This window comes from Sphaerisporangium sp. NPDC051011 (assembly GCF_040653595.1).
GTDB lineage: Bacteria > Actinomycetota > Actinomycetes > Streptosporangiales > Streptosporangiaceae > Sphaerisporangium.
Map to the genome: position 1 here is coordinate 131913 of NZ_JBFAGG010000009.1, position 25578 is coordinate 157490.

Below are 25578 nucleotides of genomic sequence, written 5' to 3' on the forward strand. Positions count from 1 at the left end.
AAACGATCCCGGTTACTCTCCCGCTTCCAGCTTGGCGAGGCGCTTGGCGTACATCTGGACGATCTCGTCGCGCGCGGAGGTCTTCCGCTCGTACTCCAGCAGCTCGCGGATCTGGTCGGCGGACTTGCCGCGCATGCGGGCGCGCAGGGAGGCCATGGTCAGCTGGGAGTAGCCGGGCAGGGGCTCGGCCAGGGTGGACGTGGTGCCCGCCTCCGATATGGGCGCTGCGGTCGCCGTGGCCGCCTCGGGGGTCGCCGGGGTGCCGGCGGTGGCGGCGTCGGCGAGTTCGCCGGCGTCGGCCTTGGGCTTGCGCGTCCGCGGCTTCGCGGCCGGCTTGGCGGCTGTGGTCGCGCGGGGCTTCCTGGCCCTCGGCGCGGGCTTCACCGTCTCCGCCTCGGGGGTCACGGCGGCGTCTTCGACGGTGGCGGGCTCACTCGCGGCTTCGGCGACCGTCTCGGCAACCGGTTCGGCGGCGGGTTCGGTCACGGGCGCGGCGACGGGCTCGGTGGCGGGCTCGGCGACGACCGCCGCGGCGCGCTCGGCGGCCTTCGCGACCGGCTCCGCGGGCTCAGGGGTGGGCTTGGCGGCTTCCGAAACCGGCTCGGCCGCGGGTTCCGCGACCGCTTCGGCCGTGGCGTCCGTGACCGGCTTGGCGGCGGTTTCCGTGCTCGGCTGGGCCGCGGCCTCGGACACCGGCTTCATCGTGGGCGCGGGCGGCGCCGGCGGGACCGGCGTCACGGCCGGCCCGGCCTTGGGCGTGGACCCGTTGGCGCTCTCCTCCACCGGGGCGGCGGCGCGGGGGGCGAAGATGACCGGCTCGCGCCGGGCGGGCTTGCGCACCTCCTCTTCCTCGTCTGGGAAGAAGAGGGGCTCCACGGGCTCGACGGGCTCGGGCGCGGCCTTGGCCTGCCGCGGCGCCCCCTCGTCGTCATCGGTGAGCAGCCGCTTGATGCCCGACCGGATGCGGTCGCTGATCATCAGCGCCTGCCCGACGCCGGTGAGGGCGGTCTGCAGCACGGTGAGGGGAAGGTCCTTCGCCTTCTCCTTGAGCTCGCCGGGGTTGGTGATGGTTTGCCGGACGTTCTTGGCCATGGTGCGGACGATGTCGCTCAGTGACATGCCGGCTCCTACAAGATCTGAAAATGGACGGCCAGTCTGTCCTGAACTGTGCCGATTGAGTGCAAAGGGGCGGACGGACACTGCCGTCGCACACTCCCTCAAGCATAGGAAAGCAGATAAACGGTACGTGCCCACGTAACACAAGCTCATGGCCTCCCGGGAAGCCCCGAGCACATAGCATGAGCACATGACTTCGGAGACGCCTGTGACCCGTCGTGTCCTGGTGGCCAAGCCGCGCGGCTACTGCGCGGGGGTCGACCGCGCAGTCCAGACCGTCGAGAAGGCCCTCGAGCTGTACGGCGCGCCCATCTACGTCCGCAAGCAGATCGTCCACAACACACACGTGGTGAAGACGCTCGAAGAGCGCGGCGCGATCTTCGTCGACGAGACCGAAGAGGTCCCCGAGGGCGCGATCGTCGTCTTCTCCGCCCACGGCGTCGCCCCGATCGTCCACGAGGAGGCCGGGCGGCGGTCGCTGAAGACGATCGACGCGACCTGCCCGCTCGTCACCAAGGTGCACAACGAGGCCAAGCGCTTCGCCGCCGCCGACTACGACATCCTGCTGATCGGCCACGAGGGCCACGAGGAGGTCGAGGGCACGGCGGGGGAGGCCCCGGCCCACATCCAGCTCGTCGACGGCCTGGACGGCGTCGGAAGCGTGAAGGTGCGCGATCCCGAGCGGGTCGTGTGGCTGTCCCAGACCACGCTGTCGGTGGACGAGACCACCGAAACCGTCACAAGGCTTCGCGAGCGCTTCCCCAACCTGATCGACCCGCCGAGCGACGACATCTGCTACGCCACGCAGAACCGCCAGGTCGCGGTGAAAGAGATCGCCCAGGAGGCGCAACTCGTCATTGTCGTCGGCTCCACCAACTCGTCCAACTCCAAGCGCCTGGTCGAGGTCGCCAAGGACGCCGGGGCGGACGCGTCCTACCTGGTGGACAACGCCTCGTTCATCCAGGACGAGTGGCTGGAGGGGGTCACCACGGTCGGCGTGACCAGCGGCGCCTCCGTGCCCGAGGAACTGGTCGAGGGCGTGCTCGCCCGCCTCGCCGAGCACGGCTTCGCGGACGTCCAGGAGGTCGAGTCGGTGCCGGAGAGCGTCCGCTTCGCCCTGCCGCACGAACTCCGTCGCAGCCTCCGCACCAACACCCACTGACCCTGTTCGGGGCGCGGCGGTGTTCTGGAGGAGGAGGGAGGAAGGGGTGAGGAACGAGCCCCTTCCGAGTGACGACGGAAGAACGCCGCCTCCGGGGCGCCTCGAACCGCCGTGCCGGAGGCGCGGCCATAGGCACCGCCCCCGAAGCCACTGCCTGCCGCCGTCCCTCGAACGCGCTGATCTCCGCCGTCCCTGGACGGGTCGACTGCCGCGGTCTCTCGAACGGGTTGACCGCCGCCATCCCTGGACGGGCTGATCTCCGCCGTCCCTCGAACGGGGCTGATCTCCGCTGCCCCTGGAGGTGTTGACTGCCGACGTCCCCGGACCTGGTACGCCCGCTGGGGTCGAGGGACGACAAGCTGAGGCGACATTTCCGACTTTTTCCGGACTCGTGGCTGATCCGCGTCAGGTCGTGTCGATGATCACGTCCGCGCGGTCGCGTACGCGGTCGGCGGTGAAGTACGCCTCCTCCTGCCGCGCCCACCGATCCCAGTGCGGAGCGTACGCCGCCCCGTCCTCGGGACGGCCGAGCGCACGCGACTTCCTGATCGCGAGCGGCGCCTCCACCCAGATCAGCGACGACACGTACGGCCGCGCGGCGAGCGCCCCGGTGCCCACGCCCTCGACGATCACGACCTCCGACGGCGGCAGCTCGCGCCACTCGGCGTACGCCTCCAGCGCCCAGTCGTAGCGCCGCCAGCGCGCGGCCCTCCCGGCCGCGAGGGGACGCAGCACCCACTCCACGAGCCGTTCCACGCCGCCCAGCAGGCCGTCCCAACCGGGATACAGCGCATCCATATGGACAAGACCAGCGTCCAGTTCGGCGGCCAGCGCCCGGCCCAGCGTCGTCTTCCCCGCCCCGGACGGCCCGTCCAAGGCCACCACCCACGCCGGGCACGCCTCGCCCCGAGCCCGGCCCGCCTCGGCGCCCGTGCGGCCCGCCTCGGCCCGCGCCAGGCCCGTCCTGGCCCGCGCACGCCCGGCGCGCAGCCCCGAGCCCAGCTCCGCGGCCATGCGGGCGGCGGCGATCGTCCCGGGCTCAGGCACGCGATCAGAGCCAGGCACGCGCTCACGCTCACGCGAGGACCCGGCGGACACCCCCGCGTCGGACCCTCGCCAGCCTTGCCGGACCTTCGACAGACCCCGTCAGTCCTTGGATTCCCTCGGCGAGCCGTACACGCGCGGCTCGAAATAGCCCTCAGGCTCCGGCGCGTAGACCGGCACGTCCCCGGGCTCGGCGGCCTGCCGTCCCTGGGCCTTCGTCCCCTTACCGGCGGGGCCTCCGGAGGTCTGCGCACCGGCCGGGCCGGTGGAGGACTGAGCGGCCCGGTTCGCCCGCAGCTCGGCACGCAGCTCGACGACGTTGTCCGGCAGGCCGCGGAACCAGGCCACCCCGAGCACCAGCACCGAGCCCGCGAACAGCCAGGGAGCCCCCGCCGAGAGATCGGTGAAGAGGCCGACCCCGAGGGCCTGGATCAGCGAGGGCGCGCCGAACGTGCCGATCACGGCGCTGATCAGAGTGGCGGCAAAGAACACCAGCGGAGGGGTGACGACGAGGGACAGCAGCTCACGCGGCTGCACGAGCAGCACCGCCGCCAGGCAGGCCACGCAGAAGACCAGCCCGACGATCACCGAGGACCCGGCCGCCTCGGCGACCAGCGTGCTCACGAATACGAGCGCGATCGCGCCCCGGGCGGTCAGCCTGACGCCCGGTCGCGCTCGCTCCTGTGTCACCACTGTCGCCCCTCCCGGCCTGGTCGGCGGCATCACGGCCGGCGGGTCGGCCCTACGACGAGTCTCGCGCCAACTTACCGTTCACACGAGTGCCCGGGTACGCGCTTGCCGTCTCTTCACCCGCCGGTGGCGGGCTCTCTGCCTCCCCACGGACGTCCCCGGCGTCCTCCTGGGCGTGCTCGGCGTGCTCGGCGTTCACCGGTTCGCCGAGCGGTTCGCCGGCCGCGGCCTCGTCGTGCTCGTGAGGCTCGTGCGGCTCTTCCTCCGCCACCAGTTCCGGCATCGCGGGCTGCCTCGGCATGTCCTCCACCAGCTCGGGCGCGGGCAGCGGGCCGTCCACGACGCCGAGATCGCTCAGCTTGCGGGCGCTCACCAGCACGCGCCCCTCCAGCGACCCGACGCTCTTGTTGTACGCCACCACGGCCCGGCTCAGCGCCTTGCCCACCGCGTCCACGTTCCGCCCGAGGACGCCCAGCCGCTCGTACAACTCCTTGCCCAGGTCGAACACCGCGCGCGCGTTCTCGCTCAGCGCCTGCTGCTGCCAGGCGTACTGCGCCGTGCGGAGCATGGTGATCAACGTGGTCGGGGTGGCGATGTGGACGCGCCGCGCCATCGCGTGCTCCAGCAGCCCCGGGTCCCGCTCCAGCGCGGGCGACAGAAACGCCTCGCCGGGGACGAAAAGGACCACGAACTCGGGAGCCGGGCTGAACGCCTGCCAGTACGCCTTGGAGGCCAGCCGGTCCACGTGGTCGCGCAGGTGGCGGGCGTGGGAGTCCAGGCGGGCGTCCTGCATCTCGGTCTCGCCAGTCTCGGCGGCCTCGAGATAGGCGGCGAGCGACACCTTGGAGTCCACGACGATGTTCTTGCCGCCCGCGAGCCGGACGACCATGTCGGGCCGTACGACGCCGTCGGCGGTCGTGGCGCTCGCCTGCTCGTCGAAGTCGCAGAACCGGGCCATCCCGGCGATCTCGGCGACCCTGCGGAGCTGCAGTTCCCCCCACCGGCCCCGCGCCTCCGGCCGTCGCAGCGCCCGCACCAGCGCCGACGTCTGCGCCTTGAGCTGCTCGGAACTCTGCCGGACGAACTCCATCTGCTTGCCCAGCTCGGCACGGGCGACGCGGTGGCCCGTCTCGCTCTCGCGCAGCTGCTCCTGCACCTTGGCCAGGGTCTCGCGCAGCGGCGCCACGAGGTTCTCGACGGCCTGCCTGCGCTGCTCCAGGTCACCGGCAGCGTCCGCCCGGGAGGCGGCGAGGCGACTCTCGGCCAGCTCCAGGAAGCGCAGGTTGTTGACGTCCAGCGCCCGGTTCGACAGCGTCTGGAAGCGCTGGGTCATCTGCTCCTCGACGTAGGCGACCTTCTCCTCGGCGGCGAGGGCCCGGGCCTCGGCCAGCGCGACCTTCGTCTCGGCCTGGGACGCCCGCGCGCCCGCGTGTGCCCGGCCCACGTAGAAGCCGATGACCAGCCCGGCCGCCAGCCCGACGGCCAATTGGAAGGCGAGTGCCATCACGTCCATTTCCCGCATGATTCCAGTCCGCGCCTCCGCCCGTGTCCGCGAAGGGGCCGCGGCACCGTAAACTCGGCGAACGTGAGCCTGAGCATCGGCATCGTCGGCCTGCCCAACGTCGGCAAGTCCACGCTTTTCAACGCGCTGACCAAGAGCGGCAACGCGCTCGCGGCGAACTACCCGTTCGCCACGATCGAGCCCAACGTGGGCATCGTCGGCGTGCCCGACCCCCGGCTGGCGAAGCTGGCCGAGGTCTACGGTTCGGTGCGCATCCTGCCGGCGAAGGTCGAGTTCGTCGACATCGCGGGCCTGGTCAGGGGCGCCTCGGAGGGGCAGGGGCGGGGCAACCAGTTCCTCGCCAACATCCGCGAGACGGACGCGATCTGTCAGGTCATCCGCGTCTTCAGCGACCCCGACGTCACGCACGTCGACGGAGAGATCTCGCCCCTGCGCGACATCGAGACGATCAACACCGAGCTGATCCTCGCCGACCTCCAGACGATCGAGAAGGCGCTGCCCCGGCTCACCAAAGAGGCGAAGACCAACAAAGACCGCAAGGGGACGCTGGAGGCCGCCGAGGCCGCGTCCAAGGTCCTCGACTCCGGCACCACGCTGTACGCCTCCGGCCTCGACCTCGCCGACCTGCGCGAGCTGCACCTGCTGACGGCCAAGCCGTTCCTGTACGTCTTCAACCTCGACGCCGACGAGCTGATCGACGAGGACCTGCGCACCCGCCTGTCGCAGCTGGTCGCCCCGGCCGAGGCCGTCTTCCTGGACGCCAAGATCGAGTCCGAGCTGGTCGAGCTGCCGGACGACGAGGCGCTGGAGCTCCTGCAGTCCGTAGGCCAGCAGGAGTCGGGCCTGACCCAGCTCGCCCGCGTCGGTTTCGACACCCTGGGCCTGCAGACCTATCTCACGGCCGGTCCCAAGGAGACCCGCGCCTGGACGATCCGCAAGGGCGCCACCGCCCCGGAGGCCGCGGGCGTCATCCACACCGACTTCCAGCGCGGCTTCATCAAGGCCGAGGTCATCTCCTTCGACGACCTGATCGCCGCAGGCTCCATGACGGCGGCCCGTTCGGCGGGTAAGGCGAGAATCGAAGGCAAGGACTACGTGATGCGCGACGGCGACGTGGTGGAGTTCCGCTTCAACGTGTAGCGGGTGCTATACGACCACGTCGCTGATCTGGCGAACATGCAGATCAGAAGGGGTCGGGCCTTTCGAGGCCGGGCCCCTCGTTCTGCCGTGCTGGGATGGTGCTGGGAAACCTGACCGCCAGGTCCCCGGGGTGCTTCGCTACGAGCCCGAGGACGGCCCGGTGCTCTCGTTGATCGGCACCTTTGAAGACCGCATCATGACGACGCACACTCCAGGCGTCGTGGCGGTCCACGAAGGGCACCAGACGTGGGATGTGATCCACGGTGCGGCCGAGCAGCGCGAGATCACCCTCCTCGGCTGCGTCCCGACTGGCGGCAAGCGAACCTTTGGCGCGCGGGTGAAGAGCCCTGACAAGCAGACCGTGGTGGCGACGACGGCGCACGTCAGTAGCGAAGACGAGGCTGGTGGACGTGACCACCGCTGTCGTGATCCTCAACCTGTTGAACGAGCTGGGGTTGTCGACCGAGCGCCAACGAGAGATCGTGCAGGAGCATCCGCAGCTCCGCTCCACGGCCAGAAGTGCACGGGAGTGGCTGGTCGCGCGCGGAGTCGGTTCCTGAGTCCGGTCGCTCGCCACTGAGAGGGGCCCGCGCGGCGGTCAGCCGATTCACTGTTCGTTGATACGATCCGAGTGCTATCATGGCTGATATCAGTTGAGGAGGTGGCCTGATGCCAGCCATCGTCGTCCGCGGGCTCGAGGAGTCCGTGAAGAAGCAGCTCGCCACCCAGGCGAAGGAGCACGGCCGCTCCCTGGAAGCCGAGGTCCGCGACATCCTCACGAAGGCCGCGCGCCGGCCCCACATCGGCCTGGCGCTCATGCGGGCGGCGCAGGAGGCTGGCGGGATCGACGATCTCGTCATCCCTGAGCGCAACGACGTCGCGCGAGCGATGGACTTCGAGTGATCGTCCTCGATACGAACGTCATCTCGGAGATCTTCCGGCCGCAGCCTGATGCCCGCGTCGTCGCGTGGCTGGAGTCCCTCGCCGGTGACGTCGCTATCACATCCGTCACACTCGCCGAGCTCCTGGCCGGCGTGCGCCGTCTCCCGGATGGTCGCCGCAGGTCGGCGCTGAGCGCGATGATCGAGAGCGCGTTGCACCCCTACCGGGAGACCAAGGCTGTGCTGGCCTTCGACGACGAGGCGGCAGACCACTACGCCGAGGTGCTCGTCGCGCGCGAGCAGGCAGGGCTGCCGATCAGCACGGCCGATGCCCAGATCGCCGCGATCTGCCGGTCTCACAAGGCCGCGTGCGCGACCCGGAACACCAAGGATTTCGCGCAGACCGGGGTCGAATTGCTCGACCCCTGGACCGGCTGACTCCCGACTCCCTTGATATGACCGACGCCGGCACAGTCGGTGCTGACTCCCGCTGCCGTCGTGCTCCTCGGGCGGAACTTCCGAAAGAGTTCCGGCACGGAGGCCGTCGATCCCGCAGCTGGGCTTCGGGGTCTGGCAGGTCTCCTCCTCGCAGATTGTCCCCACCGTCACTGCCGCCCTGGAGGCCGGCTACCGTCACATCGACACGGCCGCCGCCTACGGCAACTAGCGGGGCGTCGGCCGGGCGGTCCGCGAGTCGGGGATCCCGCGCGAGGAGTCGAGCTGCCGGACGACGAGGCGCTGGAGCTCCTGCAGTCCGTAGGCCAGCAGGAGTCGGGCCTGACCCAGCTCGCCCGCGTCGGTTTCGACACCCTGGGCCTGCAGACCTATCTCACGGCCGGTCCCAAGGAGACCCGCGCCTGGACGATCCGCAAGGGCGCCACCGCCCCGGAGGCCGCGGGCGTCATCCACACCGACTTCCAGCGCGGCTTCATCAAGGCCGAGGTCATCTCCTTCGACGACCTGATCGCCGCAGGCTCCACGACGGCGGCCCGTTCGGCGGGTAAGGCGAGAATCGAAGGCAAGGACTACGTGATGCGCGACGGCGACGTGGTGGAATTCCGCTTCAACGTGTAGCGGGTGCTATACGACCACGTCGCTGATCTGGCGAACATGCAGATCAGAAGGGGTCGGGCCTTTCGAGGCCGGGCCCCTCGTTTGCCGTGCTGGGATGGTTCTGGGAAATCTGACCCCTCGCCCGGGGAGGGCCGCCCAGGTGGCCGGGCCCGCTGGGCCCGTGGAAACCGCCGGGCTTGGCGTCGGGGGAGGACCGCGTAGAGGGCGGGAAGCTGCGCGGTCTGAACGGTCCCGACGAGGATGCCGCTCTGGGCCGCGGTGCCCGGTGTCTCGATACCCTGTCGCCATGACCGGTTCTGCTGCCCCGGGGCGTCCTCGCAGTGAGGCCGCCCGTGTTGCCGTCTTGCGCGCCGTCGACGACCTGCTCGTCGAGGTCGGCTATTCCGCGATGACCATGAAGGGCATCGCGGAGCGCGCCGGAGTGGGGCGGATGACCGTGTACCGGTGGTGGCCGACCAAGGCGCACATCCTCGTCGAGGCGTGCGACAAGGACGCGCGCAGCGAGCTGACCGTCACCCTGCATGCTGATCCGGTGCGCACGATGGCCGATTTCCTGGTCACGTTGGGCCGCTTCCTGACCGTTTCGCCCGCAGGGGTGGCTTACCGGGCGCTGCTGGGGGAGGCTCAGCACGATCCCGAGTTGGGTCGGCTGGTGGCCGAGGCCGATCTGCTGGCCGCGCCGGCCGGTGCCGTGCTGGAGCACGTCGGCACCCGGCTCGGCGGGGTGCCGCAGGGTCAGAGCGGCGTCGCGGAACTGTGCGGTCCGCTCGTGCTCATGGTGATGACCGGCGCGCCGGTTCCCTCGCGCCCGACCCTGCGGGCGATGGCCCGCCGACTGGCCACGGCCTGGGCCTGACCTGCGGCGGGTGCGCAGCTCCTCAGGACGCTGAGGGGATGTATGCCAGGCCGTGGGCGCCGGGCTCGGCGCGCTTGGGGATGTCCAGCCGTGCCAGCCTCTTCAGCGCGGCCAGGTCGATGACGTCCACGGTCGACTGTATGACGCCGGCGACGTAGCCGAGCGCGCCGTCGGGCGAGGAGGTCATGGTCAGAGGGCCGCTGCCCACATCGAGGGAGCCCAGCTTCTGGTGGTCGAGGGCCGAGAACACCGTCAGCCGGCCCGGCTCGCGCTCGGGCAACCCGTCGCCGGCCTCAGGCCGTACCCCCATCTCCCCGGCCAGCAGGCGCCCGGTTGAGGTCAGGTGCACCGGGACCACCACGCTGGCGGTGGGCAGGACGTCGATGACCGCGCGCCGCACCGTGTCGATCACCCGGATTCCGTTGGGTGCGGACGGCTTGGGGCCGCCGAAGGAGGCATAGGGCGCCGCGGTGTAGACCCGGGAGCCGTCCTGTGACACGGCGATTCCCTCACTGCCGGGCACCTCGATCTGATCGGTGAGCGTACCTTCGATCAGGTCCACGACGGACACGAACGGGGCTTCCTTGTTGCTGGCGTAGCCGGTGCGCCCGTCGGGCGCGGCGACGAACCAGTGCGGGCCCGGCGCGCCGGTGTCGATCCTGCCGATCACCTTGCGGGTGTGGGTGTCGATGACGACCACACCGCCGGGGTGGCTCGTGGAACCCTCCACGCTCACATACAGCCGCCCGCGGGGGGCGTCGAGCGCCAGGCCGTGCGGAGCCCACTCCGGGGCCAGGTCGACGACCTGTACGATCTCTCGCGCGTCGGGGTCGATCACAGTGAGTTCGCTGCGTCGGCCGCTGTTCGCGTGGTAGTAGCCCGAATGGTAAGCATGAGCGCACCACAGCAGCCGCTGTGTGGGGTCGAAGCACAGCTCGTGCGGTTCGGCCAGTACCTCCAGGGTGCCTAGAAGCCGGTCTGACGCGGCGTCGAAGAAGGACACGGTCGGGCCGCTCTGGCTGACCACGGCCAGCACATCGCCGGCGTAGGGGTCACGGTCTAATTGCTGCACGTCTACCTCGCAGTGACAGGGGCCCCGCACGGCGCGGGGGGCTTTCGAGTCTCCGAGCCCCCGGACAATGACCGCAATGCAAAGATCGGCAAGGGGTCGTTCCGGTCTGAGCAACTCCTTTCGCAGGAGGTACCAGTTGGATTTGAATCTGCTCGCCGTACTCGACGTGCTCCTGCAAGAGCAGAGCGTGACCCGGGCCGCCGAACGGCTCGGCTCCTCACCCGCGGCGGTCAGCCGCAAACTCGCCACCCTCAGGCGGATCACCGGCGACGGGCTGCTGGTCCGCGCCGGCCAGCAGATGGTGCCCACACCGCGGGCCCTGGAACTGCAGGCCGAGGTGCGCGCGCTCATCGAACGGACCGAATCCGTACTCGCCCCCGCCGGCGCACTGCGCGCCGCCGACCTGGCCCGAACGTTCACCATCCAGGTCGGCGAACTGCTCCAGATCAGCCTGGGCGCACCGCTGCTGGCCCGGCTGCGCTCGCAGGCCCCCGGGGTGCGCGTCGTCTTCTTGCCCGAGACCCTCGAGGACACGCCCGCACTGCGGCAGGGCGTGGTGGACCTGGAACTGGGTGTGCTCGCGCATCTTGATCCGGAGATCCGCTCGGCCCGGCTGGCCACCGTGCCGATACTGGCCGCGGCCCGCAGCGGGCACCCCCTCTTCGATGGCCCCATCGACGCCCGCCGGTTCGCCGAGGCGGACCACATCAGCATCTCCCGCACCGGCAAACCGCGCGGCCCGCTCGATGCGGCGCTGGCCGACCAGGGCCTGTCCCGCAACGTCACGGCCGTGGTGCCCGACCACTTCAGCGCGATGATGCTGGCCAGAACGACCGACCTGGTGTGCTTGACCATCGCCGCCGCCGCGACCGACACCATGGCCGAGCTGGGGCTGCGCACCTTCCCCATCCCCCTGGATGTTCCGCCCGTCGTCATCGGCATGGCCTGGCACCCCAGGCACCACACCGACTCCGCTCACCGCTGGTTCCGCACCCAGGTCCGCGCCACCGTCACCGAGCACATCGCCCGCCACACGGCCACCTGACCGGACGGACCCGGCGCAGACGGAGCAGATACGCGGCGCCCACCCCTCCTCTGCTCGCCGCACGGGCACCACCACCCCGCGTTAACGAGACATCATGCATCGAATCGTGTAGGGTTTCTATACGGCGTGACTCGAAACGGTGGGTGATGGTGGTCCCACCCCACCTGTGCTGCTTTCGTGCGACGCCCCTCAGTAAAGGAGGGCCCACCAATGCCCACACGCGGCACCCAAGACCGCGCCCGCCTGCAGGCCCCGTCCCTGAACCGCTCGCGCAGGCGGTGGGCCGCGAGTGTGAGCGCCGTCGCGCTCGCACTCGGCCTGACCGCCTGCACGAGCAGCGAGGACACCCGGCCCGCCCCGGGTGCGAGCAAGCCCTCCAGCAACGGCTTCCTCGCCTCACCCGGGGGCTCCGGCGATCCGTATCCGGCGATCCTTCAGCGCGCCGACGCCTTCAAAGCCGCCCTCACCGAGAAGCAGCGCGCCCAGCTGCTGCAGCCCTACACCTTCGAGAACGCCTCCAACTGGCACACCTACCCGCAGTGGTACCTCGGAGACAGCGGACGCGTCGGACTGGACCTCGGGACCCTTTCCGACGAGCAGTGGGACGCCCTGAACGCGCTGCTCGCCGCCGCGACCGGCACCGGCAAGAATGAGGGCTTTGACGAGATCCAGCAGCACCTGACAGCCGACGACCACCTCCGCCAGATCGGCGCCGGAGACGGATACGGACGGGGCGACTTCCGCGTCGCCTTCCTCGGCAAGCCGTCCCCGACGGGGGCCTGGCAGCTGCAGTTCGGCGGGCACCACCTCGCCCTGTCCAACACCTACAGTGACGGCGCCCTGGTCGGAGCGACACCCTCGTTCCGCGGCATCGAGCCCCTGGACCCGTTCCGGTACCAGGGCAACACCTACGCGCCCGAGCGCCAGGAACACCAGGCGTTCGTGACCCTGCTCGACTCGCTCAACGCGGCCCAGCGGGTGAAGGCCGAACTTGATCAGAAGTTCGCCGACGTCCTCCTCGCGCCCGGCAAGGACTGGGCCTTCCCGGCCACGCCCGAGGGCATCGCTGTGTCCTCGCTCAGCGACCGCCAGCGCGCCCTGGTCATCGCGGCGATCACCCACTACGTCCAGGACATCGACGACGCCGACGCCGCGGCAATCCTGAAGAGGTACCAGGGCGAACTCGATGAGACGTACCTGAGCTACTCGGGTTCGACCTCGATGACCTCGGCCGGCGACTACGTGCGGATCGACGGGCCGTCCCTGTGGCTCGAAATGGTCATGGACACCCCCTACACGATGGACAAGCCCCACCCGCACGCGGTGTGGCGCGACAAGACCACGGACTACGGCGGTCTCGGCCGAGCGAGCTGACGCCCGTCAGCCGCCCGACCGCCTCCTCCTCCCTCTTCTTCTGCTGTAAGCGACTGGAGACCCATGTTGCCCCTGCGCTCCAAGCGTGCTGTGCACACCGCCACCGTGACCGCCGTGTGGGAGCTCACCCCGCGGATGGTGCGCGTCACAGCCACCGCCGAGACCTTTATCGGCCTGGAAGTACGTCCTGCCCAGGACATCGAACTGTTCCTGCTGAACGCCTCCGGCCTACCCGTCAAACGCCGCTACACCATCCGCAGCTACCGCCCCGGTCAAGGCGAGATCGACGTCGATGTCTTCCTGCACCGGCACGGCCTCGGCAGCGCTTGGGCCTCCACCGTGCAGCCAGGCGACACCATGGAGTTCGCTGGGCCTCGCGGCAAACTCGAGCTGCGCCCCGCCGACTGGCACCTCTTCGTCGGCGACGAGGCGTCCGTGCCGGCCATCTCGGCCCTCACCGAAGCACTCGGCGAGCAGGCCGCCACCTTCGTCGTCGCCGAAGTGACCGACGCCGCCGACGAACTGCCGATGCAGGCGCACTCCGTGCGCTGGCTGCACCGCCGCGATCATCCGACCGGCACGACCGCACTGGTCGAACCGGCCGTCCAGGACCTCCCCCTGCCGCCGGGCACGGGGCACGCCTACCTCCTCGGCGAAAGCCGAGTCGTCAGCCGCCTGCGCACCCTGATGCCGGCCCTCGGCGTCCCCCACAACAACATCTTCGCCAAGGGCTACTGGAATGCCCCCGGCCGCGACCGCAGCTGACCCACTCCAGCCACCCCGCTCACCCTGCCCGGCGCGCGAGCCGCAAGAGAAGCCGGGCCGGACGCGCACCGACCGCATGTCGCAACTGCCCACGAAAGCCATATTCCAGAACAACCCCCACCATTCAGCGCAAACCATTGAAGGGATCGCAGCATGGCCCGCATCGCACTCATCACCGGCGGCAACCGCGGCATCGGCCGCGCCTCCGCCCTCGCCCTCGCAGACGACGGCACCGACGTCATCGTCACCTACCGCTCCAACCCCGACGAGGCGAAGGAAGTCGTCGCCGAACTGACAGAACGCGGCCGCACCGCCCTCGCTCTCCAGCTCGACACCACCGAGCACGACAGCTTCCCGGCCTTCGCCGACGAGCTCCGCCGCAACCTGCAGGAGCATTGGGGGCAGAGCCAGTTCGACATCCTGGTCAACAACGCCGGCTTCGACCGCCTCACCCCCTTCGGTCACATCGACCCCATCACCATTGACGACCTCTACGCCGTCCACGTGAAGGGGCCGATCCTGCTGACTGAGCTGCTTGCCTCGACGGTCCGCGACGGCGGGCGTGTGCTGTTCACCTCGAGCGGGCTGACGCGGTACGTCGCCAACCCCAACTACTCGGTGTACGCCTCCATGAAGGGAGCCATCGAGGTGTACACGAAGTACGCTGCGAAGGTGCTCGGCTCCCGGGCGATCACGGTCAACGTCATCGCTCCCGGGGCGACCGCGACCGATTTCGCCAACGGTGTCATCCGAGACAACGACGACTACCGGGCCATGGTGACCGCCAACCACGCCTTCGGACGCGTTGGGGAACCGCAGGACATCGGCGGCGCGGTACGCGCCATCACCGCCGAAAGCGCCGGATGGATCACCGCCCAGCGCATCGAAGCCTCCGGAGGGCAAAGCCTCTAACCTCAGCACCACGTGTGGCACAGAGCCGGTGACGCCAACGCGGCGTTCACCGACTCCACCGCATGCGGTGCCGCTGGTGCCCGGGGCGAGCTGGGCGGTCAGGCGTCACCGGCCGCAGGAAGGCCGCCTCACGGGGCCCCGGTGGCCATCGAGCCCGACCGGATCCTCCCGGTCGGGCTGCCGCCGCTGCTGTCCGCCGCCGCCCGGCGCACCTCCTGGGGGCTTTCGCCGCCAACGCCAAAGTCATCTACAACACCGATGGTGCGTGCACTCGGACCGGTACAGGGCTGTGTGGGCGGGCCGATCGCAACCGGCACCGAACCCGCATCACCGTGTGCCGCGGGCGAGCCGTGTGTGCTGCACGGCGGCGTCGGTAAGCACGACGGCATCGGTGAGGGCATTGACCAGGCGGGCTCCGCCCTTGCGGTATTCCGCCGCGGTGTGGCCCTCGCCGGTGTGCACGCCCACAGCGACGCCCCGGTCGATGCAGCGCCGCACCACGTCGGCGATGATCCCGGCCATGTGCTTGTCGTGCGGCGTGGCGGCATGCCCCAGCGCGCAGGCCAGGTCCACCGGACCGATGTAGACGCCATCGAGCCCGTCGAGGTCGAGGATCTGGTCCAGATCGCCGAGCGCCTCCCGGGTCTCAAGCACGATGAACCGCAAGGGGTCTTCGGCGCCGGGCATGAGCGGCCCGTAGGAGCGCACGCCGGTGGGAGCGTACCGGCAGAAGCCGAGCACCTCGGCCACGTGCTCCACGCCGTACACGTTCGGGAGGAAGACGCCGTGGGCCCCCAGATCGAGGGCGCGGCCGATGTCGCCGACCGTGGAACTGCGCACCCGAGCGAGTGGTGTCACTCCCTGACTGCTGACCGCCGCACAGATGCCTGGAAGGTCGGCTTCGCCGGCGCTGCCGTGCTGCAGGTCGGTGACGAAGTAATCGATTCCGCCCGCCCTGGCGATCAATGATGCTGCGGCCGTGCTGGGCAGCGTGCTCCAGGCGCCGATGAGCGTCTCGCCCGCGGCAAGCCACGCGCGCAGGCCGCGGGCCGCTGCCGGATTTGTTGGGTCGTTCATCTGTGCCTCCAGTGGCGTGTCGACGATGCCGCGCTCCCGGGCCTGCCCGCTCGCCCGGCCAGGACGTGGCGATCCCCGTCGTGTGTGGTGCCGCAGCGTCCGCCTCGTTGTTCACTACGTTGCGAGCAGTTGCTTCCAGCCCGCGCGCAGGCCGGCTGCCGCCCCGCGCAGCAGCACCGCGTCGCTGCTCATGGCGAGCAGGCGATAGCCGCGGTTCAGCAAGCGACGGGCCTGCTCCGGGTCCGCGCTCGCCGCAGTGCCCAGGAAGACTCCGCCTTCGGCACAGGACTTCTCCAACGCGGCCAGCAAAGACGCCGTGCCGTCCGCCGCCGTGGAACCCACGGCGGCGGACAGATCGGCCGGGCCGACCAGCAGACCATCGACGCCGGGGACGGCGGCGATCCGCACCGCCTCGTGCACGGCCCGCGGGCTTTCGATCTGCATCAGGAGCGTGCTGCTGCTGTTTTGCGCGGCCATGTACGCGGACTGCTCCGTGAGACCCCATCGCCCCGCACGCGCGCTGGTGGACAGCCCGCGGGATCCCAGAGGCGGGAACTTCACCCTCGCGACGACGGACTCGGCCTCCTGCACCGATTCGACATTCGGCACCACGATCCCGGCGGCACCGTTGTCGAGGGCGACTTTGGCCACGGAACTCGCATGATCGGGGATGCGGACCAGCGCCTTCAGGTCGAGGGCGCCGGCGATCGACAGCATGGCCGACAGCGTCGACGTGCTGATCAGCGAGTGCTCGAGATCGATGATGACGAAGTCCAGGCCTGCCGCCGCAGCGATCTCCACCGTCTCAAAGGTGTCGAGCTTGAGCCAGGTACCGATCACAGGGCGCCGGGAGCCGGACGTCCAGGCAGGGCCGGTGCCGCTCAGAGCATTCTCACCCATCGCTGCCGCGATTCAGCGCGGCAGCGGCTGCGGGCAGGTCGCTGTCGTAGGGATTCAGCACCCAGCCCTGAGCGGTGAAGTCCTGGCGTGGCGGGGAGAACACGTCGATCATCTGGTTCGGCCCGCGGCTGACGCTGTTGGCGGTGTGCACCACCCCGGGCGGGATAACGGCAATGGCAGGGCTGTCGTACGCCAGGTGCAAGTCCTCGCTCCACTCGCGGAGATCGGAGGTCCAGGGCGTTCGCCAGTGATGTACGTAGGAGCCCTTCGTCGTGATGCAGCACTGCTCGAAGTCGGCGTGGCTGTGCGGCGACAACCGCGTCACATCGCGCGCCTCTCTCTCTGTCTCGAGCAGATTGGCCATGATGTTGCTCGACGCGATGATGCGCCCGAACCGCCCGGGGGTTGGGGGGTAGGGGGCCATCGGGTAGAACCTGACGCCGGCCTGGAGCCCCGGGACCCGCCGGGTTCGTGCGTCCCCGATCCCCGGCACGGGGTCCGCGAAATCCGGCTCGTTGAGCGCTTCGGGGACCTCGGCGAGATCGGCGAAGGCTGCTGCTTCGATCACTGTCGCGTTCGCGTGTGCGGTCAGGATGGCCGGCCCTGCGGCGACGAACATACCGGCGCAGTCCACCGGATACCGGCCGATGTCGAAATCGAGGGTCACCGGTTCGTCGTCGTGCGGCACGAGCACGATGCGGTCGGAAGCCGCGTGAAGCAGAGGGACGGCATCGCCGGGGACCAACTCGTAGTAGGCGACGACGAAGTGGGAGAACCTCACGTGCCAGATACGGGTCCCGCCCGCCGTAGTGGAACTCGGACTGATCTCATGCAGCCGGAAAAGCCTCGGCGTGCCATAAGAGGACGGCGGCGCCGCCCTGTCACGGCTGAGGTCGAGACTGCTGCGGGGATCGCTTCGGTGGTACACAAGGACCTCACTTTCGCGAGCCTGAGGTGATGGTCAGCGCAGCCCCACGGGCGGTACCGCAGGTCGACTCGACTCGATGAAGAGTGGAGTTATCACTCGGCGGGCGATCAGCAAGGTGTCTCCCACCGCTGCGTAACTGTCGGCGACGTCGGCGACGACGATCGGGGACGCGAAGTCGAATGGCGGCCGCCCGTCCGCACCGAACAGCAGCATGATCGACCCCCCACCGAGAGCGCCCCGACCGTCCCGGAACGAGGACACGTTGGTGAACACGTGGCGCGCTGTGCGGGGACCCCGAGCCCGCCGGGCCGCATAGGCGCGGCCGATCTCGTCTCTGCCGGTGCAGGACCGGCCGTCGTACTCGAAATAGCCGTCCTCGGTGAAAAGGAGTTCGGTATCCGCTCCCTCATCGAAATCGACCCGTCGCGCGAACTCGTAAACGAGTCGCTCCACCTCTCGATGGCGGCCGGCCTGGACCTCCCCGTCGATCGGGGCAGCGCGTTCCATGGTCTCCTCCTCGAAGAATCGAATGGGCCTGCCGTTGCCGAGCGATGCCGTCCGCATGGGAGCCGACGGCACCCGGCCGATGCCGCTGCTGCCCAGCTGACTGGGCTCCGTGCGGCCATCGCCCTACCACCCGCCCGCGTGGCCGTGCGCCGCGTCCCTTGCAGCTGGCATGGGGCGGTCAGGCGCGCCCGCACCACGATCGCTGCTGCACATCCATTCGCGTGCTATGCGTGTCCAGAATCACGCGCACTCCGACATGGCAGCAATGCAATAACCGGCAATCGATCATTTCTCCAGGCGAAACGGAAATGGCCTCGGCAAAGCCGGGAAGCAGCCAGACCCTGGGCGTGAGCGATCACGCGCTGAACCTGTCTGGAGCGGTAACGACTTGCGACGGACGGCCGCCTGCCTTCGCGGCGTTCTGCGTGATGCTGCGCGCGTCAGGCCTCCGGGGCAGCAGGTCATCGCCGGTCGAACGCATCACCTACGTGCGCCCCCGTCCTCTCGTGTCGGGGCGACGGGGAGGCCAGGTTAACTAGACATCATGTCTCGTAATGCCCTATGTTTCGAGGCATGAAGATTCGTAATTCGTCGGGCCTCCTCGGCTTCCTGGTCGTGATCGCCGGGCTGGAGGCGCTCGCCACGACCGCGATGCTGCCGTTCGTCGTGGTGTGGGCGCACGACACCGCCGGGCTCAAGGGGGCCGCGGCGGGCACGCTGTTCATGGTCCAGGCGGTGGGCGAGTTCGGCGCCGGACTCGTCGTCGGCCGCCTCGCCGACCGTTGGGGGCGGCGGCGGGTTCTGGTGCTCTCGACGTTCGGGATGGCGCTCGGATACGGCCTGCTCGCCATTACCTCCGGGCCGGCGGCATCCATCCTGCTGTTCCTCGCCGCCGGCATCTTCGAGTCGGCATTCCACCCCTCGATCGGCGCGCTCGTCGGAGACGCGGTGCCCGCGGACCGCCTGGTGTCCTCGTTCGGCTTCATACGCGTCGCCTACAACGTCGGCCGCATCGTCGGCCCCATGCTCGGCGCGCTCGCCGCGCTGGTCGCGACGTCTATGGTCTTCGCCCTCACCGGCGCGATGCTGCTCGTCGCCACACTGCTCGCCCTGGCTTTTCTGCCGGCCGATCTCGGCAGCCACGCCGAGGCCGATGACGAGGAGCCCGAGGTCCCGCCGGGCACGCTCCTCGCCCTGGTACGCGACCGCGGCCTGCTCACGTTGGTCATCTCAGGCGGCCTGATCAGTGTGACGTTCACCTGGTTCGAAAGCGACGGGCTCCTGCTCTTGCGGCATCAGATACCGCTGACCCAGACCGCCTACGCCGGGCTGTTCACGGTGGCCGCCGCAGTGATCGTGCTCGCGCAGTGGCCCGTCTCCCGCATCACCTCCAAGACACCGGCCGGACCCACCATGCTCGTCGGCGGCGTGTTGCAGGGCATCGGACTTGCCGCACTCGCCTTCGCCGCCACCGGATACCAGGTTCTCGTCGGGGCGGTCGTGCTCATGGCGATCGGCGAAGCGATCTACGGCCCCGTCCTGTCCACGGTGGTCGCCCGGCGGGCCGGTAGCAGCCGACGCGCCAGCTACATGGCGGCACTCTCCATCTCCGAAGACATCGGCAGCGCCATCGGGCCGACATCGGGCCTCGCGCTCGCGGACAGGACCCACGCAACCCTGGTCTGGGTCATCGGTGGAATCCTCTCCGCTGTCGCAGGCGCGCTGAACGCTTTCGTGAGCGCACGCTCCGCCACATCGCGCTCCGAGCCCACCCCTGAGAGCCCCGTGCAGAAGGAGCCGTTGAGGACTTCCCCGGACGCCCCCTAAACGCCTACGGAACCTGATCGACCCGGATGCCGGGTACCGGGAACGGGTGCTGCGTGCCGCCCTGCTGGGACTTCGCAGCCGCAGCCAGGACCGACGTACGCTTGGGCTCCACGGTCTTCTGTGACGAGCGCTGGGTCCCTCTTGTCGGGTAGCGGCGACGCATTGCTGCGCCGGCGCCCCTTCAATGTCCGACAGGCGGCGGTGTCCACCTGTTCAGTCGGTTTCCCAGAGGTAGGACATCGGGAGGCTGGTGAGGCGGTCGCCGAAAGGCAGGGGGGTGTCGGTGAAGCTGAGCACCACGCCGTGCATGAAGTCATCGCCGAGCGCATCTCTCAGCTTGCCGAGTTGAGCGAAATCCTTGCCCGTGACGGTGAGGGCCGTCTTGACCTCGATCGCCGCGACCCGGCCGTCCGGGGTCTCGGCGACGATGTCGACCTCGCTCCCGTCGCGGTCGCGGAAGTGATGAAGCTCGGCTCGCGTGCGCGACCAGCCGAGCTGTTTGCGCAACTCGTTGACGACGAAGGTCTCGCCCAAAGGCCCTCTTCGCTTGTCCTCGGGCCGGAGGAGCCCTCTCGTGTCGGCCCCGAGGAGGTGGCTTGCCAGTCCGGTATCCGTCAGATACGACTTCGGGCGCTTCCTCGCGCGGTTCGTGAGATTTCGGGACCAGGCTGGTAGCTCATGGACCAGATGGGTAATACGCAGGAAGCCGGTGTACGCGTCCACGGTGTCGCGGGCCAGTCCGGTGTCCGCGTGTAGCTGCGTCATCACCAGCTCGTTGGCGGTGCGGGCCGCGAGCAGCCGGAGCAGACGTGGAAGTTCGCCGGCTCGCTTGGCCCCGGTCAGGTCGGCGATGTCCCGCTGGGTCACGGTGCGAACGAGACTGTCGAACCACGGGCCGCGATCGTCGGAGTGCATCCTGACGGCCTCGGGGAACCCGCCACGGCAGATCGCGTCCAGATAGTCCTCTCGCTGGACGTCCGAGCGTGGCCCGCTCTTCAGACTCGCGGGGTCCTCGAACAGCCGGTCCAGGAAGGCGTCGGGCCGCCCACGCAGTTCTCCTTGGGAGAACGGCCAGAGGTCGAAGAACACGGCCCGCCCCGCCAGGGACTCGGAGAGTCCGGGCACCGACAGGAAGTCGGCCGAGCCGGTCAGCAAGTACTGACCGGGCATGTTGTCCCTGTCCACCTGTAGCTTTATCGCCCGGATGAGGTTGTCGCCGGCAAGCTGTACCTCGTCGATGACTCTGGGAGGGGTGCCCAGTGTGGCGAAGCCCTCGGGATCGACGATCGCCGCTGCCAGCGTGTCGTCCCTGTCCAACTGCCTGAACGTTCCCTGGGCACCCAAAAGCTCTTTGGCCAACGTCGTCTTGCCGACCTGGCGGGGGCCGCCGACCACGACAACGCGGTACGCAGCGAGCGCACGCTCGATCCGAGCTCTCAACCGTCGTGGGATCTGGTCCGACATGCCTGCTGACCTCGCAAACCTTAATTTCGCGGTGGCTCTGGTAGGCAGTTTGCCAGAGGTCTGGTAGTCATTTCGCGGACTTCCCGGTAGTCATTTTGACGATCTTGTTGCCCGAGGCGACGCGGAACTCATCGGCATGATCCAGCAACTCGATCACGATCAGGTCGGCCTCGTGTTGCCCGCACTGGCGGCGTCCGCCGCGGTTCTCGACGTAGGCGGCGCGCAGGATCAGGTGGCGGTCATCAGAGGGATCTGCCGGCTCGACCGGGCGCGGTTCGCCGGGGTGGTCGCCTTCGACGACGCCGTGGAGACGGCCCGTGTCCAGCTCGCCAGCTCATCTGTCGGCACATTATGGGATGCGCAGACCGCCGAGGCCGCGCTGCGCCGCCGCGCCCCGATCCTCACCCTCGACCACGGCCGCTGGAAGGAAGCCGTCCACGAAACCGCCGGCGCGCTGGCCGTGATCGAAGTAGCCGACCTGGACGATTGAGCCGACGCCTCCCCAGCCGAACTCTCCCGCGGCCTCAGGCGGCTCCCCGAGCCCTGCTCACCGAACTCCACGCCACTGCCCCGGCCTCGCTGATCTTTGAAGAAGCCTCTGCTCGGCCTGGCTGCGGTACGGCTGGCTTACTGGCGGAACTCCCGGGATCACTCGGTGCGGCACGGCCAGTTCCGTAAGCACAGTTCGGCCCCGAGTCAGCGGTCCTGGGCGGCCACGGGTGTCGAGCCGTTCTTCTCGGCGTCGGCGAAGAGAAGGGTGGGCTCGGCGAGGATGTCGCGGTCGGCCTCGCTCTTGTAGATCTCGTCGACGCTGCCGAATCGGGCCTTGGAGTAGTCGAGGTCGAGGAAGGCGGCGGCCTGGCGGACCGATGCCTCGTCGGGGCCCTCGATCTCGACGAAGGTGGGAAGGTCCGGCCAGGTGTCGAAGTCGAAGGCGACCTCGCCGAGGCGCCATTCCTCTCGGTAGTTCTCCTGGTAGCGGACCTCGTGCATGCCGAGGTGGCGGAGGATCTCGGCCATGGCGTGCAGGTCGGTGACCTCGGTTTCGATCTCGGTGGTGCCGTCGATCGTGGTGGAGTCGGTGACCTGCTTGAGCGTCAGGGTGGTGCGGGTGCCCTCGTCACGCAGGCGGACCCAGGCACCGCTGTCGAGGGCGTCGTTCTCGAAGATCTTCCGGGTGAGGAGAGTGCGCGGGAACGCCTGGACGGCGCCCAGGGCGGTTAGCTTCGCCTGGAGGTCGGCGACGTCCACCGACAGGAACTTGGCCTCGTATTCGTGCTTCATGTTTCCCCTTATCGGCTTGCTGACTGGGTTACTTGGGAGTGCGGGCTGCCAGGAGCAGGCCCATGCGGTGAGTGTGGTCCTGGAGCCGGCCGACGTGGGCCCGCTCGGTGAATTCGCCGGTCCGCAGTGTCAGCAGGACGGTCCAGGCGTTGGCGAAGTGGCGGCTGAGCCTCTCGGGGGAGGTGTAGTGCTCGGTCAGGTGGTGGCGCTGTTCGACGGGCATCATGAACTCCGCTCCGAACAGGCCGTTCGGACGCACCAGGAGCTGCATGCGGGCGACGAACTCGGCGAGTGGGCGGTGGTGGTTGGCACTGTAATGCCAGGAACAGCTCGTCCAGATCGCGTCGCAGAGGGTGTCGAAAGGGTTGGTGTCGAGGAAGTCCTGTTCTACGACCTGGACTCGGTCGTAGAGCTCTTCGAGCTTGAGCCGGTCGAGCAGCCCCATCGCGTGGGCGTTGACGTCACCCGGAAGTTGGACCTCGCCGCCGTGGAGGGCCTGCGGGTCACGCTCGATGGCGATGACGCGGTAGCCGGCGACGGCCAGCGGTAGGACGAACTTGCCGTCGCTGGCGCCGATCACTGCGACCGTGGCGTCAGGGGAGGTGTGCTCCTTCAGCACGGCGAGGAACTGGGGGAAGAACGTAAGGGTGTGCTCCCACGGGCTCTGTGTCTGCACGGTGGTGGGCTCCTTGGGCGTCGGTGGCGAGGATGGCCTTGACGACCTGGTCCGGTTCGAGGCCCGTGGTGTCGACCCGGTGCATCGGGAACTGGGTGTAGGCGTCGGCGATCCGGTCGGCGGCGTCTTCGCCGAGGGCGTCCCAGCGGGAGATCGGCTTGTGCCGTTCGGCCAGGCGGCGCTGGCGCTCGTCCTCGGCGCACACGAGCTGGTAGGTCACGGGTTGTGGCAGGTCGGGTGGCAGCGTGGCGCCCAAGCGGGCGCCGAGCGCCTGGTGGTTGGCCAGGCAACGGGCGAAGTAGCTCTCCACCACAACGGGGATGCCCGCGGATAGATAGCGCTGGATCTCGTCGACGGCGGTAAACAGCGCGGAGAGGTAGAAGCACATCCGTGCCTCGACGTTCTGCCGTATGTCGATCTCCCGACGAAGCGGTTGATAGAAGATCGGCACCGTGGGAACGAGGACGGCCTCGCGGGCTGCCGAGAGTAACGGCGCGATGGTCGACTTACCGGTACCGCGCAGTCCTTCGAGGCTCTCGAACAGTGGCAGGTCAGACACGACCGTACACCACATCGGGCACGGCGAGCGTGAGTTCGTCCGTGTCAGAGGGCCGGTGGAGGATTCGGTCGGCGAGCTTGTCGTACCAGAAGGCGTGGGAGTCCTTGCCGACGGCCTTGCACGACATGGTGAGCGCGCCGCGCGGGTCGGCCTCGATCCGCTCGATCTCACGCGGGCCGCTGACGGGAGCGCAGACCTCCGGGGCACCGTCGGCGGACAGGTCCTCGTCAACAACGACTTCGATGGCCAGGTCGGACGTCTGGAGCTGCTCGCGCAGGCGGGTGTAGGCGGCGGGGTCGGTGACGAGGAGCTCGGGGTGGTCGGCGGCGTTGCCGACCGGCCGCAGGCAGTGCAGCTTCAGCTGCCGTGCGCCGAACTCCTGGAGGGTGCGGGCCAGCGGGAGAACCTCGTCGATGTTGCGGGAGGTGACCGTCATGGTCGCGCCGGTGGTGACGCCGAGCTCTCGTGCGAGGTCGAGTGCGCTGAGAGCGCCCTGGTAGCTGCCGAACTTGCGGATGCCATCGTTGGTCGCGCCGATCCCCTCCAGCGAGATCCGCAGGAAGTCGAGGTACGGGGCGATCTCGGTGAGCCGGCGCTCGATCCGGTAGCCATTGGTGCAGATCTCGACCTGCAAACCGAGCTGCTGCTTGGTGTGCCGGACCACCTGGGTGAGGTCCCTGTAGACGAATGGCTCGCCGCCCAGGAGCGTGACCGCCTCGGTGCCGTACTGGTCGCGCATGAGGGCGAGGAGGTTGATGGCCTCTTCGGGACTGAAGGCGTCTGTGTGCTTGAGCCGCTCGCCGTGGAAGCAGTGCAGGCACTCGAAGTTGCAGCGGTACAGCAGCTGCAGGTACAGCATCCGGATCCTACGGATCCCGGTGACTTCCTCGATCACATGGGCCTCCCTCGGCCAGTTGCCTGGTAGAGACCCGATCGTTTCGGAGGGCGGCGGGACCGCATCACCACGTACGTGGACAGTTAAGGGACGTCCTGGGACGTTTTCAGCGCGCCGCAAAGGACTCCAGCCGGATGAGGAGCCCGGCCGTGTCTGACAGGTCCGGGAGGACGACGGACGCTCCAGCGGCTTCCAGTTCGGCCTGGCTGTGGATGCCCGTGGCGACCGCGATGATCCCGGAGCCGGTGGCAAGAGCTGCCTCGACGTCCCTCGGCGTGTCTCCGACCAACACGACCGGGACATCGATGGACAGGCCGCGGTCCCGATGGACGCGCTCACGGGCGACGGCGACGAGATCGGGACGCTGCTCGGCGTCGGCACCGTAGGCCCCGACGGCCAGGTCCAGCAGTGGATCGAGGTCGAAGGCAGCCAGCTTCACACGGGCGTTGGCCGCGATGTTGCCGGTCAGCACTGACGACACCCAACCAGCCTGCACCGATGCCGCCTTGAGTGCATCGCGGACGCCTGGAAGCGTCACCCCGCGCCTGCGGAGGTCATCGAAGCGCTCCCCGCCGGCCCGGGTGAGGGCGGCCTCGATGGTCGGCCAGTCCGGCTCGGGAAGATCGTGCCGACGGAACATGTCGCGCATGATCAGGCGATCCGTACGGCCCTCCGTTGACGCTGGCAGGCTCGGCGATACACGGGTCAGCGCGGCGAAAGCGGTGGCATAGATCTCCTTGCTCACCCCTGCGTTCTCGATTAGCGTGTGGTCGATGTCCCACAGGACGATGAGCTGCATACCGCCAAC

At 69.2% G+C, this 25578-nt stretch carries 28 protein-coding genes and 2 pseudogenes; 15 read left to right on the plus strand and 15 right to left on the minus strand.

Translation table 11 applies throughout. The annotated features are described in order from the left end of the window. Positions 1-12: 12 nt before the first annotated feature. Complete coding sequence (locus AB0H21_RS21885) at positions 13-1119, minus strand: hypothetical protein (RefSeq protein ID WP_358519291.1); 1107 nt, start codon at positions 1117-1119, stop codon at positions 13-15. Positions 1120-1306: 187 nt separating this feature from the next. On the opposite strand from AB0H21_RS21885, the gene AB0H21_RS21890 reads away from it, so the two are divergent. Further along, positions 1307-2278, plus strand: a complete 972-nt coding sequence (locus tag AB0H21_RS21890; protein ID WP_358519294.1) for a 4-hydroxy-3-methylbut-2-enyl diphosphate reductase — start codon at positions 1307-1309, stop codon at positions 2276-2278. A gap of 405 nt (positions 2279-2683) precedes the next feature. On the opposite strand, the gene AB0H21_RS21895 is transcribed toward AB0H21_RS21890, so the two are convergent. The 3 genes from AB0H21_RS21895 to AB0H21_RS21905 form a co-directional block, all read right to left on the minus strand. Then, positions 2684-3343, minus strand: a complete 660-nt coding sequence (locus AB0H21_RS21895) for a hypothetical protein (RefSeq protein ID WP_358519297.1) — start codon at positions 3341-3343, stop codon at positions 2684-2686. An 81-nt stretch (positions 3344-3424) separates the two neighbouring features. Further along, complete coding sequence (locus AB0H21_RS21900) at positions 3425-4012, minus strand: DUF6542 domain-containing protein (protein WP_358519300.1); 588 nt, start codon at positions 4010-4012, stop codon at positions 3425-3427. Positions 4013-4064: 52 nt separating this feature from the next. After that, positions 4065-5525 (minus strand): DNA recombination protein RmuC, encoded by a 1461-nt coding sequence (locus AB0H21_RS21905; RefSeq protein WP_358519302.1) that lies wholly within the window; start codon positions 5523-5525, stop codon positions 4065-4067. A 72-nt stretch (positions 5526-5597) separates the two neighbouring features. On the opposite strand from AB0H21_RS21905, the gene ychF reads away from it, so the two are divergent. From ychF to AB0H21_RS21945, 8 genes and pseudogenes are all read left to right on the plus strand, one after another. Then, the gene (gene ychF / locus AB0H21_RS21910; RefSeq protein WP_358519304.1) at positions 5598-6674 is read left to right on the plus strand and encodes a redox-regulated ATPase YchF; all 1077 of its coding nucleotides are present in this window, start codon (positions 5598-5600) and stop codon (positions 6672-6674) included. 160 nt (positions 6675-6834) lie between these two features. Beyond that, a pseudogene (locus tag AB0H21_RS21915) lies at positions 6835-7008 on the plus strand (hypothetical protein); the annotation flags it as partial. A 76-nt stretch (positions 7009-7084) separates the two neighbouring features. Next, positions 7085-7234, plus strand: a complete 150-nt coding sequence (locus AB0H21_RS21920; protein WP_358519844.1) for a hypothetical protein — start codon at positions 7085-7087, stop codon at positions 7232-7234. 109 nt (positions 7235-7343) lie between these two features. Further along, positions 7344-7577: a toxin-antitoxin system gene (locus tag AB0H21_RS21925; RefSeq protein WP_358519307.1), complete on the plus strand. Its 234-nt coding sequence runs from the start codon at positions 7344-7346 to the stop codon at positions 7575-7577. Continuing rightward, positions 7574-7993 carry a type II toxin-antitoxin system VapC family toxin gene (locus AB0H21_RS21930; protein ID WP_358519309.1) on the plus strand — a complete coding sequence of 140 codons (420 nt, stop codon included), beginning with the start codon at positions 7574-7576 and terminating at the stop codon, positions 7991-7993. Before AB0H21_RS21925 ends, AB0H21_RS21930 begins: the two co-directional genes overlap by 4 nt. Positions 7994-8147: 154 nt before the next feature. After that, a complete protein-coding gene (locus AB0H21_RS21935; protein ID WP_358519820.1) occupies positions 8148-8222 on the plus strand; it encodes a hypothetical protein in 75 nt (24 codons plus the stop codon). Between the two features lie 50 nt (positions 8223-8272). Then, a pseudogene (locus AB0H21_RS21940) lies at positions 8273-8629 on the plus strand (DUF933 domain-containing protein); the annotation flags it as partial. A 286-nt stretch (positions 8630-8915) separates the two neighbouring features. Beyond that, a complete protein-coding gene (locus AB0H21_RS21945; RefSeq protein ID WP_358519311.1) occupies positions 8916-9485 on the plus strand; it encodes a helix-turn-helix domain-containing protein in 570 nt (189 codons plus the stop codon). Positions 9486-9507: 22 nt separating this feature from the next. Here the strand turns inward: AB0H21_RS21945 and AB0H21_RS21950 are convergent, their stop codons facing one another. Then, the gene (locus tag AB0H21_RS21950; protein WP_358519313.1) at positions 9508-10557 is read right to left on the minus strand and encodes a hypothetical protein; all 1050 of its coding nucleotides are present in this window, start codon (positions 10555-10557) and stop codon (positions 9508-9510) included. Between the two features lie 136 nt (positions 10558-10693). On the opposite strand from AB0H21_RS21950, the gene AB0H21_RS21955 reads away from it, so the two are divergent. The 4 genes from AB0H21_RS21955 (at position 10694) to AB0H21_RS21970 (ending at position 14653) form a co-directional block, all read left to right on the plus strand. After that, positions 10694-11602: a LysR family transcriptional regulator gene (locus AB0H21_RS21955; protein WP_358519315.1), complete on the plus strand. Its 909-nt coding sequence runs from the start codon at positions 10694-10696 to the stop codon at positions 11600-11602. 210 nt (positions 11603-11812) lie between these two features. Continuing rightward, entirely contained in the window at positions 11813-12976 is a 1164-nt protein-coding gene (locus tag AB0H21_RS21960; protein WP_358519316.1) for a DUF3500 domain-containing protein, read from the plus strand. Between the two features lie 63 nt (positions 12977-13039). Next, positions 13040-13741 (plus strand): siderophore-interacting protein, encoded by a 702-nt coding sequence (locus AB0H21_RS21965; protein WP_358519318.1) that lies wholly within the window; start codon positions 13040-13042, stop codon positions 13739-13741. 153 nt (positions 13742-13894) lie between these two features. Next, complete coding sequence (locus tag AB0H21_RS21970; RefSeq protein WP_358519320.1) at positions 13895-14653, plus strand: SDR family oxidoreductase; 759 nt, start codon at positions 13895-13897, stop codon at positions 14651-14653. 327 nt (positions 14654-14980) lie between these two features. Here AB0H21_RS21970 and AB0H21_RS21975 read toward each other — a convergent pair whose 3' ends face one another. The 4 genes from AB0H21_RS21975 to AB0H21_RS21990 all read right to left on the minus strand — a co-directional run bounded on the left by AB0H21_RS21975 (position 14981) and on the right by AB0H21_RS21990 (position 18065). Then, positions 14981-15730: an aldolase/citrate lyase family protein gene (locus tag AB0H21_RS21975; RefSeq protein ID WP_358519321.1), complete on the minus strand. Its 750-nt coding sequence runs from the start codon at positions 15728-15730 to the stop codon at positions 14981-14983. Between the two features lie 114 nt (positions 15731-15844). Further along, entirely contained in the window at positions 15845-16570 is a 726-nt protein-coding gene (locus tag AB0H21_RS21980) for an aldolase/citrate lyase family protein (RefSeq protein ID WP_358519324.1), read from the minus strand. A gap of 52 nt (positions 16571-16622) precedes the next feature. Further along, a complete protein-coding gene (locus AB0H21_RS21985; RefSeq protein WP_358519327.1) occupies positions 16623-17411 on the minus strand; it encodes a hypothetical protein in 789 nt (262 codons plus the stop codon). Positions 17412-17591: 180 nt separating this feature from the next. Then, entirely contained in the window at positions 17592-18065 is a 474-nt protein-coding gene (locus tag AB0H21_RS21990) for a nuclear transport factor 2 family protein (RefSeq protein WP_358519330.1), read from the minus strand. A 573-nt stretch (positions 18066-18638) separates the two neighbouring features. Between AB0H21_RS21990 and AB0H21_RS21995 the strand changes: the two genes are divergently transcribed. Next, on the plus strand, positions 18639-19892 hold the full coding sequence (locus AB0H21_RS21995) for an MFS transporter (RefSeq protein ID WP_358519333.1): 1254 nt from the start codon (positions 18639-18641) through the stop codon (positions 19890-19892). Between the two features lie 213 nt (positions 19893-20105). Here AB0H21_RS21995 and AB0H21_RS22000 read toward each other — a convergent pair whose 3' ends face one another. Continuing rightward, positions 20106-21356, minus strand: a complete 1251-nt coding sequence (locus AB0H21_RS22000) for an ATP-binding protein (RefSeq protein WP_358519335.1) — start codon at positions 21354-21356, stop codon at positions 20106-20108. Positions 21357-21492: 136 nt separating this feature from the next. Between AB0H21_RS22000 and AB0H21_RS22005 the strand changes: the two genes are divergently transcribed. Then, positions 21493-21846, plus strand: a complete 354-nt coding sequence (locus AB0H21_RS22005; RefSeq protein WP_358519337.1) for a hypothetical protein — start codon at positions 21493-21495, stop codon at positions 21844-21846. A gap of 206 nt (positions 21847-22052) precedes the next feature. Here AB0H21_RS22005 and AB0H21_RS22010 read toward each other — a convergent pair whose 3' ends face one another. The 5 genes from AB0H21_RS22010 to AB0H21_RS22030 all read right to left on the minus strand — a co-directional run bounded on the left by AB0H21_RS22010 (position 22053) and on the right by AB0H21_RS22030 (position 25569). Next, on the minus strand, positions 22053-22640 hold the full coding sequence (locus AB0H21_RS22010) for a class IV adenylate cyclase (RefSeq protein ID WP_358519340.1): 588 nt from the start codon (positions 22638-22640) through the stop codon (positions 22053-22055). Positions 22641-22668: 28 nt separating this feature from the next. After that, entirely contained in the window at positions 22669-23316 is a 648-nt protein-coding gene (locus tag AB0H21_RS22015) for a hypothetical protein (RefSeq protein ID WP_358519342.1), read from the minus strand. Next, on the minus strand, positions 23234-23875 hold the full coding sequence (locus tag AB0H21_RS22020; RefSeq protein ID WP_358519343.1) for a hypothetical protein: 642 nt from the start codon (positions 23873-23875) through the stop codon (positions 23234-23236). The genes AB0H21_RS22015 and AB0H21_RS22020 overlap by 83 nt, the downstream gene beginning before the upstream one ends. Beyond that, the gene (locus tag AB0H21_RS22025; protein WP_358519346.1) at positions 23868-24770 is read right to left on the minus strand and encodes a radical SAM protein; all 903 of its coding nucleotides are present in this window, start codon (positions 24768-24770) and stop codon (positions 23868-23870) included. Before AB0H21_RS22025 ends, AB0H21_RS22020 begins: the two co-directional genes overlap by 8 nt. Positions 24771-24876: 106 nt before the next feature. Further along, positions 24877-25569, minus strand: a complete 693-nt coding sequence (locus tag AB0H21_RS22030) for a haloacid dehalogenase-like hydrolase (protein ID WP_358519349.1) — start codon at positions 25567-25569, stop codon at positions 24877-24879. Positions 25570-25578: the final 9 nt, after the last annotated feature.

Bases quoted from the DNA above. Each gene is read 5' to 3' on its own strand.
- AB0H21_RS21965 (WP_358519318.1), top strand. From the start codon at position 13,040: ATGTTGCCCCTGCGCTCCAAGCGTGCTGTGCACACCGCCACCGTGACC.
- AB0H21_RS21990 (WP_358519330.1), bottom strand. From the start codon at position 18,065: ATGGAACGCGCTGCCCCGATCGACGGGGAGGTCCAGGCCGGCCGCCAT.
- AB0H21_RS21995 (WP_358519333.1), top strand. From the start codon at position 18,639: ATGAAGATTCGTAATTCGTCGGGCCTCCTCGGCTTCCTGGTCGTGATC.
- AB0H21_RS21890 (WP_358519294.1), top strand. From the start codon at position 1,307: ATGACTTCGGAGACGCCTGTGACCCGTCGTGTCCTGGTGGCCAAGCCG.
- AB0H21_RS22010 (WP_358519340.1), bottom strand. From the start codon at position 22,640: ATGAAGCACGAATACGAGGCCAAGTTCCTGTCGGTGGACGTCGCCGAC.
- AB0H21_RS21925 (WP_358519307.1), top strand. From the start codon at position 7,344: ATGCCAGCCATCGTCGTCCGCGGGCTCGAGGAGTCCGTGAAGAAGCAG.
- AB0H21_RS21885 (WP_358519291.1), bottom strand. From the start codon at position 1,119: ATGTCACTGAGCGACATCGTCCGCACCATGGCCAAGAACGTCCGGCAA.
- AB0H21_RS22000 (WP_358519335.1), bottom strand. From the start codon at position 21,356: ATGTCGGACCAGATCCCACGACGGTTGAGAGCTCGGATCGAGCGTGCG.
- AB0H21_RS21975 (WP_358519321.1), bottom strand. From the start codon at position 15,730: ATGAACGACCCAACAAATCCGGCAGCGGCCCGCGGCCTGCGCGCGTGG.
- AB0H21_RS22005 (WP_358519337.1), top strand. From the start codon at position 21,493: ATGATCCAGCAACTCGATCACGATCAGGTCGGCCTCGTGTTGCCCGCA.
- AB0H21_RS22030 (WP_358519349.1), bottom strand. From the start codon at position 25,569: ATGCAGCTCATCGTCCTGTGGGACATCGACCACACGCTAATCGAGAAC.
- AB0H21_RS21905 (WP_358519302.1), bottom strand. From the start codon at position 5,525: ATGGACGTGATGGCACTCGCCTTCCAATTGGCCGTCGGGCTGGCGGCC.
- AB0H21_RS21970 (WP_358519320.1), top strand. From the start codon at position 13,895: ATGGCCCGCATCGCACTCATCACCGGCGGCAACCGCGGCATCGGCCGC.
- AB0H21_RS21945 (WP_358519311.1), top strand. From the start codon at position 8,916: ATGACCGGTTCTGCTGCCCCGGGGCGTCCTCGCAGTGAGGCCGCCCGT.
- AB0H21_RS21960 (WP_358519316.1), top strand. From the start codon at position 11,813: ATGCCCACACGCGGCACCCAAGACCGCGCCCGCCTGCAGGCCCCGTCC.